This is a genomic window from Pseudofrankia sp. DC12, from assembly GCF_000966285.1.
GTDB lineage: Bacteria > Actinomycetota > Actinomycetes > Frankiales > Frankiaceae > Pseudofrankia.
In genome coordinates this window covers 2,328,508-2,346,233 of record NZ_KQ031391.1, presented here as the reverse complement: position 1 = coordinate 2,346,233, position 17,726 = coordinate 2,328,508, and the positions used below count along the sequence as shown (strand labels likewise).

General features: G+C 72.4%; 11 protein-coding genes. 6 read left to right on the top strand and 5 right to left on the bottom strand.

Annotated features, from left to right (window positions below):
• Window positions 1–33: 33 nt before the first annotated feature.
• The 4 genes from FRADC12_RS09475 to FRADC12_RS09460 all read left to right on the top strand — a co-directional run bounded on the left by FRADC12_RS09475 (window position 34) and on the right by FRADC12_RS09460 (window position 5,341).
• Window positions 34–1,548 (top strand): Wzz/FepE/Etk N-terminal domain-containing protein, encoded by a 1,515-nt coding sequence (locus FRADC12_RS09475; protein WP_045876394.1) that lies wholly within the window; start codon window positions 34–36, stop codon window positions 1,546–1,548.
• A 35-nt stretch (window positions 1,549–1,583) separates the two neighbouring features.
• Window positions 1,584–2,966 (top strand): O-antigen ligase family protein, encoded by a 1,383-nt coding sequence (locus FRADC12_RS09470; RefSeq protein ID WP_052710777.1) that lies wholly within the window; start codon window positions 1,584–1,586, stop codon window positions 2,964–2,966.
• Window positions 2,967–3,132: 166 nt separating this feature from the next.
• A complete protein-coding gene (locus FRADC12_RS09465; RefSeq protein ID WP_232303698.1) occupies window positions 3,133–4,176 on the top strand; it encodes a glycoside hydrolase family 26 protein in 1,044 nt (347 codons plus the stop codon).
• Between the two features lie 217 nt (window positions 4,177–4,393).
• Window positions 4,394–5,341, top strand: coding sequence for a PIG-L deacetylase family protein (locus FRADC12_RS09460; RefSeq protein ID WP_045876391.1), 948 nt, complete (start codon window positions 4,394–4,396; stop codon window positions 5,339–5,341).
• A gap of 202 nt (window positions 5,342–5,543) precedes the next feature.
• On the opposite strand, the gene FRADC12_RS09455 is transcribed toward FRADC12_RS09460, so the two are convergent.
• From FRADC12_RS09455 to FRADC12_RS09435, 5 genes are all read right to left on the bottom strand, one after another.
• Window positions 5,544–6,791, bottom strand: a complete 1,248-nt coding sequence (locus FRADC12_RS09455; protein ID WP_045876390.1) for a glycosyltransferase family 4 protein — start codon at window positions 6,789–6,791, stop codon at window positions 5,544–5,546.
• Between the two features lie 213 nt (window positions 6,792–7,004).
• A complete protein-coding gene (locus FRADC12_RS09450; RefSeq protein WP_045876389.1) occupies window positions 7,005–7,805 on the bottom strand; it encodes an SDR family oxidoreductase in 801 nt (266 codons plus the stop codon).
• Window positions 7,802–8,752: a phytanoyl-CoA dioxygenase family protein gene (locus FRADC12_RS09445; RefSeq protein WP_045876388.1), complete on the bottom strand. Its 951-nt coding sequence runs from the start codon at window positions 8,750–8,752 to the stop codon at window positions 7,802–7,804. Before FRADC12_RS09445 ends, FRADC12_RS09450 begins: the two co-directional genes overlap by 4 nt.
• 133 nt (window positions 8,753–8,885) lie before the next feature.
• Window positions 8,886–10,292, bottom strand: a complete 1,407-nt coding sequence (locus tag FRADC12_RS09440) for a DUF4910 domain-containing protein (RefSeq protein ID WP_045876387.1) — start codon at window positions 10,290–10,292, stop codon at window positions 8,886–8,888.
• A 275-nt stretch (window positions 10,293–10,567) separates the two neighbouring features.
• Complete coding sequence (locus FRADC12_RS09435; protein ID WP_045876386.1) at window positions 10,568–11,407, bottom strand: glucose-1-phosphate cytidylyltransferase; 840 nt, start codon at window positions 11,405–11,407, stop codon at window positions 10,568–10,570.
• Between the two features lie 791 nt (window positions 11,408–12,198).
• Here FRADC12_RS09435 and FRADC12_RS09425 point away from each other — a divergent pair.
• Both FRADC12_RS09425 and mfd read left to right on the top strand, forming a co-directional pair.
• A complete protein-coding gene (locus tag FRADC12_RS09425) occupies window positions 12,199–13,461 on the top strand; it encodes a glycosyl hydrolase (protein WP_045876384.1) in 1,263 nt (420 codons plus the stop codon).
• Between the two features lie 398 nt (window positions 13,462–13,859).
• Window positions 13,860–17,528 (top strand): transcription-repair coupling factor, encoded by a 3,669-nt coding sequence (mfd, locus tag FRADC12_RS09420; RefSeq protein WP_045876383.1) that lies wholly within the window; start codon window positions 13,860–13,862, stop codon window positions 17,526–17,528.
• Window positions 17,529–17,726: the final 198 nt, after the last annotated feature.

Here is a 17,726-nt window from a genome sequence, read left to right as displayed (position 1 = left end):
GGCTGATCGTCAGGTGGAAGCGAGGCGGAGGGCGTGAGCTCAGCGGGTTCGCAGAGCGGCGACGGGCGCAACGCGCCCGCGTTGTCCCTGCTGCGCGTCCTCGGGCGGCGCTGGTTCCACATCGTGATCGCCGTGGTCGCCTGCGGTGTCCTCGGGCTCGCGGTGAGCCTGGTCGCCACCCCGACCTACCAGGCCAGCGCGCGCGTGTTCCTCACCCTCGACCCGAACTCCGACCACCCCCGGACGCTGGAGACCCAGGCCGAGCTCGCGACCTCGACCCAGGCGATCTCCGACATCGCGAAGACGCTGCGGGTCTCGGAGTCCTACATCGCCGCGCATCTGACGGCCGCGCCCGCCGCTGCCGCGGACTACTTCACGATCACCGGTACGTCGAACAACCAGAAGAAGGCCAACGAGCTGGTCATCACCGCGCGGGACGAGTACAAGTCCCTGCTGGTGACGTACAGCGGGGGCAGCCAGGCCACGATCGACGATCTGACCGCCAAGCAGGCGGCGCTGGAGAAGGAGGCGAACGGGCCGAAGGACCCGTCGGGCGCCATCGCGGACGCGGCGAACCGGCTGCTGGAACAGATCACCACCGCGGAGGTGGCGCAGGCCACCGCCACGAGCATGATCGGGCTGGCTGAGGCGCCGACCGAAGGCGGGAAGATCGCTCCGAAGCCGTTCACCAACCTGCTGATCGCCATGCTGGTCGGCCTGTTCCTGGCCGTCGCCTTCGTCTGGATCCGCTACCTGCGCCGGCCGACCGTGCTCGACGGCCGAGCCGCGGCCGACGCGATCGGAGCGCCGCTCATCGTCGGCGGCTCCGGGCCCGCGACGCCCAGCATCGACACGATCGTCTCCGCCATGGCGGCCGTGCTGTCCCCGACGGTCAAGGTGGTCTCGCTGACCGCGGCGGCCCAGGGCGACCTGAGCTCCGACACGGTCGCCGGCATCGCCGCGAGCTGGTCGGACGACCAGGGGGTCGTGCTGGTCCTCGACGCGTCGCCGAGTTCCGACGTCCGCGCTGTCCTGGAGCGGCTGCCCCCGGCGACCTCGGGGGCGCTGCCCCGCTGGGCGCACGAGGCCACCTGCATGGCCCGCTCGTCCGGCGGTGGCCGCGGCCACGTCCTGTACAACCGGGTGTCCCCGTCGCGGGCGTCCCGGCCGGGCGGCCTCGCGCCGATCCTCGCCGACCGCGCCCGGGACGTCGACCTGGTGCTGCTGCTCACCCCGTCGCTGACCGACCTGCCGATGACCGCGGCCTCGGCGCTGCAGGCCGACGCGGTCGTCGTCGTGACTTCGGCGTTCACCCGTACCGACGAGCTGGCCGCCGTCGCCCGGGACTGGCCCGCGCTGTCCGACCGCATCGTCGGCGTCATCCACGGCGACCGGGGCGGCTTCCGCGCGTCGACGACCGCGGTGGAGGACCGCGGCGCGAACCGCTCCAGTCCCTCGGGCTCGGCGGACCGGGGCCGCGACCGGGACTACGACCGCGGCGACACCGAGGTGGACTCGACGGACCGCTTCGCCCGGCCGCGGTACTGAGCCCGCCGCGCGGGCGGACAGTTACGGAGCAGTTGGTGGCATACCGGCCTGGGTCGGCGTCGGAGATGGTGACGACGCTGACCACCCGCATTCCGCGGACCTGGGTCATCCCGACCCCGGAGCCGGCGGAGCGCGACACCGGTGCCGACGCGGCCACGCTGCGGCTGCTGACCATCCTGCTGGCCTGCGAGCTGTTCCTGCAGCGTCTGGTGGTGCCGGCCGGCGGCACCGGCGTCCCGATGATCATGCCCATCACGTTGGTTGGCACGATCATGCTGGTGCGTCGGGGCCAGCTGCGCACGAACCTGGTGCGCAGCCGGGCCTACCTGATCGCGATGGCGGCGTGCGTCCTCGTCGCGTTCGTCTCCTTCGCCCGCGGCGAGCAGAACGCCTCGTTGAACTCGCTGCTGCTCCTGGTGGTGTCGTACGCGCCGTTCGCCCTCGGCCTCGGCCGGGCGCAGGCCCGGGTGCTGCTGCCGCGGATGCTGGACCGGTTCGTCACCATGGCCCTAATACTGGCGGCGCTCGCCGTCGCGCAGTTCGGCCTGCAACTGGTCGGCGTGCACTACGTCGACCTGCTCGGCAAGATCGTGCCGTCCAGCTTCCTGGCGCAGAACTTCAACACGTCCTACCCCGTGCAGTACGGCTCCGGCCTCTACAAGTCGAACGCATTCGTCGGCCTGGAGCCGTCCTACGCCTCGCAGTTCCTGGCGGCCGGGCTGATCGTCTCGGTACTGCGCCGGACCCGGGTCTGGCGGATCACCCTTTTCCTGGCGGCCATCCTCTCGACGGTGTCCGGCACCGGCATCCTGCTGATCGCCTTCGCCAGCGTGCTGCTGGCCGTTCACAAGGGCGTGCGGTTCACGCTGACCGCGCTGGCCGTGCTGGTGGTCCTGGTCGGTGCGCTGTCACTGACCCCGGCGGCCAAGATCTTCGCGTCCCGTGCCACCGAGACGAAGTCCAGCGGTTCCAGCGGCAACCTGCGGTTCGTGACGCCCTACGTCCGGACCTACGACAACCTCTCGGCGAACCCGGAACGGGCGCTGTTCGGTAACGGCCCCGGCTGGTCTGACCGGGACTCCCAGGCGTTCACCGCGCGGACCGGCCTGCCGCTGAACTACGCGCTGCTGCCCAAGCTGCTGCTGGAGTACGGGCTGATCGGCGGCATCGGCTTCCTCGTCTTCATGGCGGCCGTGTTCATCCGCGGCTCGCCGTCGTTCGTCCTGACGGGGACGATGCTGTTCTTCTACGTCGTGCTGTCCAGCAGCCTGCTGAACCCGGTCGTCGGCTACCTGGTGCTGCTGTTGCTGAGCTGGTTCTGCGAGGACCAGCATCCGCTCGCGGCCGGCCGGCCGGCCCAGCGCCAGCTTCGGCTGCCCGCCCAGCGTGACCTCGCCGACCTCGCCGGCTACCGCTGACGGATCCGGCCGGTCTTCGGGCTGCCCATCTCCCGGCTCGCCCGCCGGCACATGGTGAGCTCATCTCCCGGCTGGCGCGGTCGCACCCACCATCAGGCTCGTCGGAGCGGTCCGCGGCCGGCCCCGCTACGCAGTGATGCCAGCTCCCTCACGTAAGGTGAGAGTTGTGTTGCGAGATGGCGATCTACGCGCCAGCCCCGCCTTCCGGGGGCGGGCCGCCGGCCGCGCTTTGATCGCCGCGCTGCTGCTGGCCGTCGTCGGGCTGAGCGCCTGCTCGCACTCGTCGCCCAGGAGTTCGCGTCCGCCGGCGGCCGTGGCCAACCCGTCGGTAGCGGGTACCGGCGTGCGCTGGGTCTCGGGGGCGAACGGCAACTACCCAGCCGAGATCCAGCCGTGGGCGGCCTGGACCGGCCGGCCCGTCGACCTCGCCATGATCTTCACGACGCGCACCGACTGGAGCACGGTCGAGTCACCGGACTGGCCGCTCAACGCCTTCACCAGGGCGGCCTGGCCCGGCCAGGTCTCGATCGCCCAGCCGCTGTGGCCGGACAGCGGCGGCAACGAGCGCGACTGTGCCGCCGGCGCCTACGACGAGCACTGGCACCGGTTCGGCGCGAACCTGCTGAAGTACGGCCGGGGCGACGCGATCGTCCGGCTGGGCTGGGAGTTCAACGGGGACTGGTACGACTGGTACCCGCGGGACGTCGACGTCTGGAAACGGTGCTACCAGCGGGCGGTCACCGCGCTTCGGGCCACCGCCCCCGACGTGAAGATCGACTGGACGATGACCATGCACCGGGACACCCTGGCGCACGGCGGGGACGTCTGGTCGGCCTACCCCGGCGACGCGTACGTCGACATCATCGGGATCGACTACTACGACATGTCGCCGCCGGCGTCGACCCAGGGGCTCTGGGACCGGCTCTGCGTCGCGCCGTCCGGCCTCTGCACGGTGATCCAGCAGGCCAGAGCGCACGGAAAGGAGTTCTCCGTCCCTGAATGGGGTGTCGTGAGCGGCGCGGGCGGCGGCGGCGACAACCCGTTCTTCGTCCAGAAGATGTATGCGATGTTTCAGGCGAACGCCGGCATTCTGGCCTACGAGGCGTACTACAACAACGCGGAGATGGACAACGTGCGCTCGTCGCTGCTGAATCCGGTCCTGAACCCGCTGTCCGCGCGGCGCTACCTGCAGCTCTTCGGCCCCGGCTGACGCCCGAGCCAGCCTGGTCTCGGGCGCTGCGCTGGTCGCGGCCCGACGGCGGCCGGCTCAGCGGTGCCGGGCCGTGGATTCCGCCGGACGCCACGGAGCTTCGCGCGGCCCGGCCGCCGCCTTCGGCGCGGCCTTCCTCCGATACGCTTTCGCCGTATTTCGGGCGGTGCCCGGCCGCCAGTGTTCCGGCCGCCGGCTCACACGGAGGAGTTGCGGGATGAGCGAAATCGCGGCCGCCCGGCTGACCGGCGCCGCGGCCACCGTGCGCCGTTCGATGACCCCGGCGGCGCTGCGCGAACGGGCACTGCTCCCGGCGCGGTCGCTCTACCGCCGGGCCTGGATGCGCCGAGGTCGCGACATCACCCGGGCCATGTCCCGGTCCTCCTGCCTCGTGGTCGCCCCGCATCCGGACGACGAGACCGTCGGCTGTGCTGTGGCCATCATGCGCAAGCGGGAGACCGGCACCCACGTGACGGTCGTCATCGTAAGCGACGGCGCCGCCGCCGAGCCCGCGCCGATGCCGCCCGCCGAGCTGGCCGCGCTGCGCAAGGACGAGGCGCGCCGCGCCGTCACCCGGCTCGGGCTGCGTCCGGCCGACGTCCGCTTCCTCGACGTGCCGGACACCAAGGTCGCCCAGCACGTGGACGAGGTCGCCGATCAGCTGGCCCAGCTGATCAAGGAGCTGGCGCCGGAACAGCTGCTGATCCCGACGTCCTGTGACGGCCACCCGGACCACGACGCGACCAACGTCGCCGCGCTGGAGGCCGTACGCCGGGCCGACTTCACCGGTCAGGTGCTGGAGTACGGCGTCTGGCTCTGGACGCACTGGCCGTGGACCCGCGGGTACGGCACCGAGGGCTACACCGCCCGCCGGCTGCTGCGCGACCCGCTGGACCGGATCCGCGAGGTGCGCCCGTTGCTCGTGGCGGCGAAGGGCTACCGCTCGCGCCAGGCCTACGCGCTGGCTGCCCACGGCAGCCAGGTCGGCCCGGCCGTCGGCGGTGGCTCGCTCCCGCCGTCGCTGCTGGCGGCGATGCGGACTCCGTTCGAGCTCTACCTGGAGGCCGGCGCGCTCGCGCACCTGAACTTCCTGCCCACGGCCCGGTCCGGCGCCGCCGACGAGGCGTCATCAGCCCCCCTCGCCGACGCCCCGGCGGGCGACTGACCGGGCCAAGCCCGCCGAGGCCAGGCCGCCCGCCAAGCGGGCCAGGGCCGACGCCTGGTACCGCGCCCGTCAAGGCCAGCCCGTCGCCATGATCGCCGGCTCGGCCTTCTGGTGGCTGAGAACCGGCCCCGGCCACGACCATTCGAGGGCCAAAACGGCGATCAGGGTCGCCGGGACCGGGCCCACCTGATCGAGGGTGGGACTAGCGAGCGGCCGCGGCCCGGGCCTGCCCGAACGAGGTGACGGCCCTGCGGTAGACGGCTACCCGGTCGCGGGCGATCTGCGCCGGGTCCAGCCGGTCGGCGCCGGCGCGCCCGTTACGGCCGATCCGCTCGGCCAGCTCGACATCGGTCAGGTACGGATCCAGGGCGTCCGCCAGCGCGGTGGGGTCCTCCGGCGGGACGACCGTGCCCGCCTCCCACTCCGCCAGGAACGGCGCGATGCCGGTGCGGGTGGTGGTCACCACCGGTCGGCCGGACGCCATGCCCTCCACGGCGGCGATCGAGAAGCTCTCGAACCGGCTGGGCACGGCGACGACCCTGGCCTGGCCATAGACGTCAACGAGCTCGCGCTGAGTTAGATGGCCCGCGAAGACGGTTGGCACGGCCAGCTCCAGGGCCCGCCGTTCCAGCCAGCGCCCGGTCGGCACGCCGTCGACATGGCCGGACGTGCTGCCAGCCAGGATCAGCTTCGCGTCGGTCCCCCTGGCGGCGACCAGCGCCAGCGCGTCCAGCAGCACGTCGAGGCCCTTGTTCGGCTCCAGCCGGCCGACCGCGGCGACCACGGCCCCCGTCCGGCTCACCGGCGGCACCCCGCGCCACGGGCCCGCGTCGAACGGGTTCGGCACGACCGCCACGTCCTCGCGGCGCAGCCAGCCGTACGGACGGACCGTGTCGACCAGGAGCTGGGACGGTGACGTCACCATGGCGGCCCGGTCGGCGGTGATCCGGTCCAGCCGGTCGGCGATCCGGCCGCGCAGCGACAGCGGCGGGCCAGCCAGCCGCAGCGTGAGCATGGTCGGAGCGTGCATGTGCACGACGACCGGGCAGGACGGGGCGACCACCTTCATCAGCGCGCGGGTCTCGCCGTCCTGCGTCTCGATCACGTCCGGCCGCAGGCCGAGCTGGCGCAGGTAGAGGGCGTAGGAGAAGGTCAGGCTGGCCCGAAGCGCCAGCGAGTCGCGCGGGTAGTTCGGGCCGGTCAGATAGCGGGCGTACCTGCCGAGCACCCGGCTCAGCGGCAACCGCAGCAGCGGGCGGCGATGGACGTGCACCCCGTCGACCTGCTCGTCGACGATGCGGTGGCCCTGCGCGCAGATGACGTGCACCTCGTGGCCGAGCGCCGAGAGCGCGGCCGAGAGCACCGCCGTGTAGATCCCGGCGCCGTCCCAGACGACCGGCGGGTACTGCTCACAGAGGAACGTGATGAGCAGCTTCCCGTCGACGGTCACGTTCGCACGCTCCCTGCCCGGTGGTCGGTGCCCCTGTGGTCGATGACGTTGTCGTCGCCGCCATCGGGCCGGGCGGGCGCGGGCCGCGACCGGGGGCGAAGCCGGCGAGGTCACTGTACAGTTGGCCGCTTTGCGCAACGCCCGTGGGAACGGTGCGCCTGGGCCGTTTCGTCATCGGGTCGGCGCCGCGTGGCCTCAACAGCGGGGGTGACATCAGTAGGACTTCCTGGCGGGCCGCAGGTGGACCTCGGTGATCTCCGCGTTCGCCGGCAGCGTCAGCACTCCGGCGACGACCTCCGCCACGTCCTGGGCCGCGAGCAGCAGCTCGGGCCGGTAGGGCCGACCCTCCTGGGCGAACAGCGCCTCCTGCCGCGGGGTCGCCGTCCGGCCGGGATGCACGCCGCAGACCCGGATGCCGTCCGCGTTGATCTCCTGGCGAAGGCTGTCGGTGACGGCCCGCATCGCGTGCTGCGTGGCGGCGAACTGGCCCAGGTTCGTGCCCGCGTGCAGGCCCTGCGACGAGTTGATCACGATGACGTCTCCACCGCCGGTGCGCAGCGCGGGCAGCAGCTCCTGGGTCAGCGCGTACGGCGCCCGGACGTTCGCCGCGTACAGCCAGTCGAGGTCGTCGAGCGGCGCCTCGGCATGCGGGCCGTTGGTGTAGCCGCCGGCACTGTGCACCAGGATGTCGACTCGAGGACCGGCCAGGAGCGCGGCGACCAGGGCCCGGCGGGCGTCGTCGTCGGTCAGGTCGACCTGCACCGGGCGCAGCTGCCCCGGGCAGCCGGCGGATGCGACCTCGGCGGCGGCAGCGGGCAGCGCGTCCAGCCGGGACTTGTCGCGGCCGACGGCGGTCACGTGCGCGCCCTCGGCGACCAGCCGCAGCGCGACGGCCCGCCCGATGCCGCTGGAGGCGCCGGTGACGACGGCGACCCGGCCGGCGAGCCGGAACTCGCCCGGGCTCCGGGCCGGCCGGCCCGGCGGGGTGGTGCCGTTCGCCTCGGCCGGGTTCACGCGATGCCCAGCGGGGCCTGTGCCTTGAGCGCCGCGTCGCCGAAGACGAGCAGGGCGTCGGACTTCGGCGGGACCTGGTCGTACTCGAGGCAGAGCTCCTCGGGCAGCGTCGCGAGGTCGGTGGCCCGCAGGTAGTCGCGCATCGTGGTGCCCGTGCAGGCCGAGTCGACGTTGGCCGCGCCATGGTGGCCGACCACGTCGGCGTGGTGCACGGTCCGGAAGTCGATGCTGAAGCGGGTACGGCCGGTGCTGTTCGGTACCGACGAGTGCAGCTGCTGCGCCGAGAAGATCATCATCCCGCCCGAGGGTGCGGCGACCCGCGTCTGGGGGAAGAGCTCGATCTCCTCCTGCGGCTTGGGCTGCACCCGGGTGTCGCTCTTGATGTGCTTCGCCGCCGAGGCCCGGTTGGTGGCGTTCCACTCGTAGTAGTCGTAGGTCTCGGAGTTGTTCAGGACCGGGCCGGCGAAGTACTTCGGATGGAAGGCGAGGCCGTTCTCCGGGACGATGTCGAAGATCGGCATCCACCAGTTGAGCTGGCAGAACGGCGCCGAGTACCAGGTGTCCCGGTGCGGGTGGAAGGCGTAGGCGATCCCCGACGTGAGGTAGTCGTCCGAGGTGGACGTGCGCAGCCGGGGCACGTCGAAGTACGTCTGCGCCGGGTCGGCGCCATGCTCGGCCAACAGGTCGCGGATCAGCTCCTTGCACCTCGGGTGGTGGATGAACCGCGGCTTGAGCTGCGCCAGCAGGGCCGCGTAGTCCTCCACGGCCATCTCGTACTGCGCCTTCTCCGGGTCGAGCCCGCCGAACGCGTCGCGGATCATCTCCCGGGTGAACTCGACGAGCGCGAGCGTCGACGGCTTCGGCGCGTAGACGAAGATGTCGCCGGCGAACAGCCGGGAGCGGCGCTCGTCATCGGACAGCGTGGACTCGACCAGAACCGTGCTCATCAAGCGTCCTTATCGCATTGGGCCAAGATCGGGCCGACTCGCAGTTGGGCCCACATGGGCCGGCTCGCAACTGGGCCAGGATCGGGCCGGCTCGTCTCCGGGCCAAGGCCGGGCCGGCTCGGCGCCGGCCTGGTCACCCGACGACCTCCGGCTCGCGGACGAGCAGCCCGACGCCGGCGAGGGCGTCGACCGCCGCGGTGACGGTGTCGAACGGGAGCTGGGCGCGCGCGGCTATGTCGAGCAGGTCGTGGCTGCCGTCGGCGAGGTTGAGCACCCAGAGCAGGCCCATCTCGATCGCCTGGCGGTTCATCGTCGCGCCGATCGCCCGGTACAGCCCGCGCCGGCCGAGCTGGGGCTCACCATAGGGGCTGGTGTTGCGCCAGACGGCGTTGCGCTCACAGATCTCGATGATCCTCGTCAGCACGCCGAAGGAGCCGGCAAGGCTCTCCGGCGTCACGAACGACAGATCGTCGGCCGACGTGTGGTACTCGGGGTACTCGCCGTGCTGGCCGCGACCGAGCCGGCCGACCGGGAGGTCGAAACCGGGGGAGCAGAACTGCCGCTCGTCGTAGCCGTACGGCGAGAAGTCGACCAGCCGATGCTCGGACCCGCTCTCGGCCAGCGCGACGGCGGCGGCCCGGTCGACGGTGCTGTCGCCGCGCCGGGTGCGCTTGTACGTGAACGCCGACCGGTCGCCCAGGCCGGTGAGGACGAGTCCGTGCCGGATCCGGCCGACGACGTCCCGGTTGCGGGCAAGCCAGGTGATCGACCCGATCGTGCCGGGGATGAACAGCAGCCGGAAGGTATGGCGTCTGCTCGGCAGTGCGGCCAGGTGACGGGCCAGTTCGGTGAGTACCGCGACGCCGGAGCCGTTGTCGTTCGCCATCGCCGGGTGGCAGACGTGCGTCGTCACCAGGAACTCGGGCGCCTCACCACCCGGCTCGCCCGTCGTCGCGCCGGGCAGGCCCGGCTCTGTCTCTGGGAGCAGGCCCGGCTCTGTCGCCGGGAGCACGATCTCGGCGTAGGTGAGCGAGCCGTCCTCGAGCGACGTGTCGATCACGACCTCGTACTCGCCGTCGGGCAGCGCCCGCAGCGCGGTGTCGGACAGGCAGAAGCCCCAGTTCTCGTTCCAGTAGGAGGTCCGGTAGGGAATCCAGTCCGGCCGGTCCGGCAGCGAGAACAGGTGCCCGCGCAGCTCGTCCAGCCCCAGCCTGGCCCGGGCCGGGACGCTGTAGCCCAGCAGGTGCAGCGGATGGTCGGCGACGTCGGCAACCCGCGAACCGTCCGGCCCGACGAGGTAGCCGGCCCGGACGTTCCACTCCTTCGGCACCGTCCAGTCGAGCACCGGCGTGCCGGACGGCACCTCGCGCACCTCGAACGGAACGGCGGCCCCGGCCAGCGCCTTCTGGACGAGGTCGAGGGCGGCGCGGACGCCGTCGCCGGTGATCGACCGCACCGGAGCCGCCGCCAGCTGGCCGACCAGCCCGTACAGCCGCTCGCCCAGCCCGGTGTCGCGGCCGGCATCCGCACCTTCAGTCATGGTGGTGATTGTCGGTCCCTGCCATCCAGGAGATCCTCACTGCCTCCGCGCCCGACCACGAGTTTCCAGGCTCCCGACCCGGGTCGACCAGACCGGAGCGGCCGGAGGCGCGGAGCCCCGTTTCTCTTCGCGTTCTTCCGGTAGGCGACCAGGCTCCCGACCCTGGACCAGCGGCGACCCCCGGCTTCCCGGGTCCGCCTCGGTCCAGCGTTGGGGAGGGCGCCCAGCGCCCGGCCCGGGCCGACTAGGGCGGAGCGGCCTCCGGCCGCTCCGCCCTAGTCGGCCCACACCCGCCAGGGGGCCGCACCGGCGTCCCACAGCTGGTTGAGCTCGGTCCAGTCCCGGAAGGTGTCCATGCCCATCCAGAATCCGTCGTGCGGGTAGAGGGTGAGCTGCCCGTCGCGGGCCAGCTGTTGCAACGGCGCGCGTTCCAGCATCATCCCCGGGTCGTCGTCCATGTACTTGTCGACGAACTCCCGCTCGAAGACGAAGAACCCGCCGCTGACCCAGCCGACCTGCGGCGGCTTCTCGGCGAACAGGGCGACGGTGTCCCCCTCGGTCCGCAGCTCGCCGTAGCGGCTGGACGGGCGGACCCCGGTCACCGTCCCGATCCGGCCGCCACGCTGGTGTGCGTCCCACAGGCCAGCCACGTCGATCGCGCCGACGCCGTCACCGTAGGTGAGCAGGAAGCGCGGGCCGGTCAGGTAGTCGCGGACCCGGCGCACCCGGGCACCGGTGCCGGAGAGCAGGCCGGTCTCGGCGAAGGTGACCTCCCAGTCCTCGTCGCCGATGGTGTTGTGGAAGGTGGGCGTGTGGTCGTCGGCGAGTTTCAGCGTGAAGTCCGCGACCTGTTCCCGGTAGTTGAGGAAGTAGTTCTTGATGACGTCGCTCTTGTAACCAAGACACAGGATGAAGCGGCGGAAACCGTAGTGCCCGTAGGTCTTCATGACGTGCCACAGAATGGGCTTGCCGCCGATGTCGACCATCGGTTTCGGCAGCTTCTCGCTGGCTTCGCGGATCCGCGTGCCCATGCCGCCGCAGAGGATGACGACCGGGATGTCCGCGGCGCCGGGGACGACGCGGCCTGGCGTGGAAGCCGAGCTCGAGGATGTCACGGCTGTTGTTCTCCCAGGGTCGGACCTGTTGGTTGGGGCCAGGGGCGGCCGAGCGTGCTCCTGAGCGTCGCTCTTGCCGACGCATGGGCTGACCAGGCCCTAGGCGCCCCCGGCGACGGCTCCGCGCCCGCGCTGGCCGGGGTGGTGCCGCCCGCGCCGGCCACGGCCGACCTGCCCGGCGGCCACCGTCGGCCGGCGTCGCCGGGGCAGGGCCGCGCGGCGGGAGCCACGCCTGCTGACGAGATCGCGCACCGGCCGGCGCGGCCGGAATTCGCGGCAGGATGCCGTCTCCTGCGCGGCGACGCCCGGGCGGTGACGCTCAGGACTGGCGCTCAGGACGCCGCCGAAACAACCGTACCGTACTGAACTTCTCCCACCGTGCAGGAAGCGCCGAGGGCTCCCGCGCGGGTGGCCTGGGCCTTTTCGCCACCCGGGTCGCGGAAAAGCCTGCGGCCGGGTTGGACAGCCCTGGTCGCCGAGCTTCGACAACGCCTCACCGGACGGCCTCGCTACGGGTTTACAGTTCGTTTCCGTCTACCCGGCGAGCCTTTCCTGCGGGTTGATCCGGATCCGGACGTGTCGGTCGACAGTGGCCGTTGTGCGGGGGAGGCGGCGACGGCCCCGGGGCCGGTCCGCCACGAGATCCGCCCGCGGCGCCTGGTTGGCGTCGACTGCTACCGCTGGCCGGGTATGCGCCGGACTGCCCGATGTATGTGCCGATTATCGTCATCGTCCAGCCTGTCCCACGGACGTCGCGGGACGGTGTCGCGCCGCGACGGAGGTGGACGTCGGTGCCCCAGCGTGGGACCCGGGAACGCACGTACGAGGCCTGTCGCGGCCCGGAGCGGCCAGCTGGCTGGTATGACCGGCTGGTCGACCTGGCTGGTGGCCCGCGGCGCTTCCGTCGCCGAGTGCTTCCAGGAGTCGCGCTCGTGCTGGTCGCGGTCCTCGGGCTGACAGCGTGGGCCGTGACGACCCGGCCGGGCCAGGGCGGCGGCTCCGGCTTCGCCGCGGTCGCGCCCGCCTCGACGGCGGCCCCGACCGAGGCCGCCGAAGCGGCGTCGGGCGACGGCGCCACGCCGGTCCGGGCGAAGGCGCGTCCCGCGGCGACCACCGGCGCGTGGGCGACCGGGGTGAACAGCGGCGACACGATCGCCGACGCGAATGCCTTCGCCAGGTTCCGCGGCCGGCCCAACGACGTCGTCGTGCTGTTCACCGCCCGCGACAGCTGGTCCTCGATCACCGACCCGTGGATCGGCGACTCCCCGGCGAAGTTCGCGAACTTCCCCGGCACCTGGTCGATCAGCTATCCGTTGTTCCCGGACCCGGCCGTCGGGACGCCGAGGTCCCAGCTGTCCCAGTGGTCGGCGGATCACATGGCCGCCTGCGTCCAGCACCAGTACGACGGCTACTACCGGCAGATCGGCGCCTGGCTCAACTCCCAGCCGAACCGGGCGAACTCGTTCGTCCGCATCGGCTGGGAGGCCAACGGTGACTGGTTCGCCTGGCAGGCGAACGACCCGAACACCTACAGGGAGTGCTTCCGCAACGAGGCCCTTGCGCTGCTCAGCGTGGACCCGCACGCCCGGATCGACTGGACGCTCAACGCCCACACCACCCTGCCGAACGTGTCCAGGGGCGACCCGTTCCGCGCCTACCCGGGCGATGACGTCGTCGACGTGATCGGCGTCGACACCTACGACCAGTACCCGCCGAGCCCGACGGTGTCCGCCTTTGACGAGCAGTGCTGGATGCCGAGCCCGACCCCGGGCCTGTGCACCGTGATCGCGTTCGCCTCGAGACATCGGAAGCTGTTCTCGGTGCCGGAATGGGGCGTCGTCGGCAAGGACAGCGGGGCCGGCAAGGCAGGGGCTGCGGGTGGTGACAACCCGACCTACATCGAGCAGATGGCCGCGATCTTCAAGCAATACAGCTCAATGCTCGCCTATGAGGCGTATTACAACAACAGCGAGCCGAACAACGTCCGTTCCTCGCTGGTGAACCCGGAGCTGCAGCCCCGCTCGGCCCGCGCCTACCAGAGTCTCTGGAACTGACCCGCCGGCCCGGCGCCGGGATGCCGGCCCGGCCCGGCCCGGCCTGGCCTGGCCGCCGGCCGCTCCGGTCCCGTAGGCTGACCATGGTGGCTTTGCCGGTGCGGTCGGCTGGGTATGGGCCTTACCCGTGCCCGCCCCGGGCCGTCGGCGCCGCCCCTGCCGGCGACTCCGCTCGCGGACCGCGCTGCACGTTGGCGCCTCGGCCCGGCCCCGCCGGCCCGAACGCGACCAGCCCTGGCCCCGGCTCTCGCGAGGTAGTCGAGAGTCGTGTGGGTAGCCGGCGACGCGGACCTGCTCGTGGCAGGCAGGGCAAGCCATGCGCCCGGACAACGGCGCAGACCGACATCCGCCGTCCGGCGGGCCGCCGCCGGACATGGAAGAGGCCCGGGACGGACTCGATGACCCTCGCGCCGCTGCTCGACGCTCTCACCGCCCGCCCGGGCGGCGAACCGGCGCTGGCCCGTGTCCAGGACGCCGTCACAGCCGCGGGAGGTACTGGCCCGGGTTTGGCCGCGGGAGGTACTGGCCCGGGCTCGGCGGTTGTGAGCCCGGTCGACCTGTCGGGGCCGCCGGGGCTGCGGCCGTTCGCCGTCGCGGCGCTGGCCCGGTCGGGGCGCACGGTCCTCGCCGTCACCGCGACGGACCGTGAGGCCGACGACCTCACCGAGGCCCTCGGCAGCCTGTTGGACCCGAGGTCGGTCGCCCTCTACCCCAGCTGGGAGACGCTGCCGCACGAGCGCCTGTCGCCGGGCGCGGACACCGTCGGGCGCCGGCTGGCCGTGCTGCGCCGTCTCGCGCACCCGGAGACCGTGGCGGCCAGCGGGCCGTCCGACACGCTGGCAGGCCCACTGGCGGTGGTCGTCGCCCCTGTGCGCGCGGTGCTGCAGCCCCAGGTCAAGGACCTGGGCCAGCTGGAGCCGGTGCTGCTGCGCACCGGCGACAGCGCCGATCTCGCGGACGTCGTCGAGCGGCTGGTCGGGATCGCGTACCACCGCGTCGACCTGGTCGAGCGACGCGGCGAGATCGCGGTCCGCGGCGGCATCCTCGACGTCTTCCCGCCGACCGAGGAGCACCCGCTGCGGGTCGAGTTCTTCGGCGACGAGATCGAGGACATCCGGCCGTTCGCGGTCGCCGACCAGCGTGCGCTCGACGCGCTGTCCCCAGGTACCGGCTATGCCCTGTTCGCCCCGCCCTGCCGCGAGCTGCTGCTGAACCCGGACGTGCGGGCGCGGGCGGCGCGGCTGGCCCAGGAGCACCCCGACCTCGTCGACATGCTCGACAAGATCGCGTCCGGTATCCCGGTGGAGGGCATGGAGGCGCTGGCCCCGGTCCTCGTCGACGACCTGGTGCTGCTGCTCGACGAGCTGCCCGCCGGCACCCAGGTGCTGCTGTGTGACCCCGAGCGGGTCCGGGCCCGGGCCGTTGAGCTGGTCCGCACCAGCCAGGAGTTCCTGGCCGCCTCGTGGAGCTCGGCCGCGCTGGGGTCCGAGACGCCCATCGACCTGGGCTCGGCGGCCTACCGCACGCTGGCCGACGTCCGGGCCCGGGCCATCGAGCTCGGCCTGCCCTGGTGGACCGTCAGCCAGTTCGGCGCCGTGGCCGGCGCCGACGGCTCGGACGCCGACGAGTCGCTCGCCTCCGACGTGCCCGACGAGGCGGTCGCGACCAGCCTGCGCCCGCCGCCCGCCTACCACGGCGACACGGCCCGCCTGCTCGCCGACGTCAAGGGCTGGCTGAACGACTCCTGGCGGGTCCTGCTGGTCACCGCGGGCCACGGCCCGGCGCAGCGACTGGTCGAGCTGCTGCGCGAGGCCGATCTCGGCGCCCGGCTGACCGACGACGCCGAGCTCGCCCCGTCGGTCGTCACCGTCACCCAGGGCCAGCTGGTCACCGGCTTCACCAGCGACCTGCTGCGCCTCGCGGTGCTGACCGAGACCGACCTGGCCGGTGCGCGCGGCGTCACCACCAAGGACATGCGCCGGATGCCGAGCCGGCGGCGCAAGGGCATCGACCCGCTGGCCCTCGCGGTCGGTGACCTGGTCGTCCACGAGGCGCACGGCGTCGGCCGGTACGTCGAGATGGTCACCCGCACCGTCGCCGGCGCCAAGCGCGAGTACCTCGTCCTGGAGTACGCCAAGGGTGACCGCCTTTACGTCCCCACCGACGCGCTGGAGCTGGTGACTCGCTACGTCGGCGGCGACGCGCCCACCCTGGACCGGATCGGCGGCGCCGACTGGACCAAGCGCAAGAGCCGCGCGCAGAAGGCCGTCAAGGAGATCGCCGGCGAGCTGATCCGGCTCTACAGCGCCCGGATGGCCGCGCCGGGGTACGCCTTCGCCCCCGACAACCCGTGGCAGCGCGAGCTGGAGGACGCGTTCCCGTTCCGGGAGACCCCGGACCAGCTGTCCGCGATCGACGAGGTCAAGCGGGACATGGAGCGCGCGGTCCCGATGGACCGGGTGATCTGCGGCGACGTCGGCTATGGCAAGACCGAGATCGCTGTGCGGGCCGCGTTCAAGGCGGCCCAGGACGGCAAGCAGGCCGCCGTGCTGGTTCCGACCACGCTGCTCGTCCAGCAGCACTTCCAGACGTTCTCCGAGCGTTACGCGGCGTTCCCGGTGATCGTCAAGGCGATGAGCCGGTTCAACACGGCGACCGAGCAGAAGGCGGTGCTGGCCGGCCTGGCCGACGGCACCGTCGACGTCGTGATCGGCACCCACCGGCTGCTCTCGAACGAGACGAGGTTCAAGGACCTCGGCCTGGTCATCGTCGACGAGGAGCAGCGCTTCGGGGTCGAGCACAAGGAGCACCTGAAGAAGATGCGGACGGCGGTGGACGTGCTCACCATGAGCGCCACCCCGATCCCGCGCACGCTGGAGATGTCGATCACCGGCATCCGGGAGCTCTCGACGATCGACACCCCGCCGGAGGAGCGCCACCCGGTGCTCACCGCGGTCAGCCCGTACGACACGCGCCAGGTCGCGGCCGCGATCCGGCGCGAGCTGCTGCGCGAGGGCCAGGTCTTCTTCATCCACAACCGGGTCGAGTCGATCGACCGGGCCGCCGCCCGGCTGCGTGAGCTGGTCCCCGAGGCGCGGATCGCGACCGCCCACGGCCAGCTCTCCGAGGACGTCCTCGAGAAGGTGATGGTCTCCTTCTGGGAGCGCAAGTTCGACGTCCTGGTCTGCACGACGATCGTCGAGTCCGGCCTGGACATCTCCAACGCGAACACGCTGATCGTCGAGCGGGCCGACGTCTTCGGCCTGTCCCAGCTGCACCAGCTGCGCGGCCGGGTCGGCCGTGGCCGGGAGCGGGCCTACGCCTACTTCCTCTACCCGCCGGACCGGCCGCTGACCGAGACCGCGCACGACCGCCTGGCCACCATCGCGCTGAACACCGACCTCGGCGCGGGAATGGCCGTCGCGATGAAGGACCTGGAGATCCGCGGCGCCGGCAACCTGCTCGGGGGCGAGCAGTCCGGGCACATCGCCGCGGTCGGTTTCGACCTGTACGTGCGGATGGTCGGCGAGGCGGTCGCGGACTTCAAGGGCGCGGCCCCCGAGGAGCTTCCGGAGGTCAAGGTCGAGCTGCCGGTCGACGCGAGCCTGCCGCACGACTACGTCGGCGCCGAGCGGCTGCGCCTGGACGCCTACCGCCGCCTGGCCGCCGCGGCCAGCGACGCGGACCTCGCCGAGGTGCGCGCCGAGCTGGTCGACCGGTTCGGCCCGCTGCCCGAGGTGGTGGAGAACCTGTTCGCCGTCGCCTCGCTGCGGGTGCTCGCCCGGGGCTACGGCCTGTCGGAGATCACCTTGGCGGGCAAGCAGATCCGGTTCGGCTCACTGGAGCTGCGGGAGAGCCAGACGCTCCGCCTGCAGCGCCTCTACAAGGGCGCCGTCACCAAGCCCGCCGCGAAGACCGTCCTGGTCCCCGTGCCCACGCAGACTGGCCGCATCGGCTCGCCGGCCCTGCGTGACAAGCCGCTGCTGGCCTGGGCCGCCGACCTGCTGTCCGCCATCCTCGGCGACTCCATCAGCGCGGCCGTGAACGCCGCCACCAACCGCCCGTAAGGTCCGCGGGTCCCGTGCTCGGCGGGACCGCGTCGAGCTCGCGGCCCGTGCGAGGCGCCGGAAACCACCACCCACGGCGGGTCGGCTCGGCCTGTGGGGCGACTGTGCACGGCAGGCGCCGAGGCGCTCGAATCCAGGCTCCGGCACGCACCGCCAGCAATTTCCGCCGCACGTATCCACGCGCCGCGGCGGTGACCA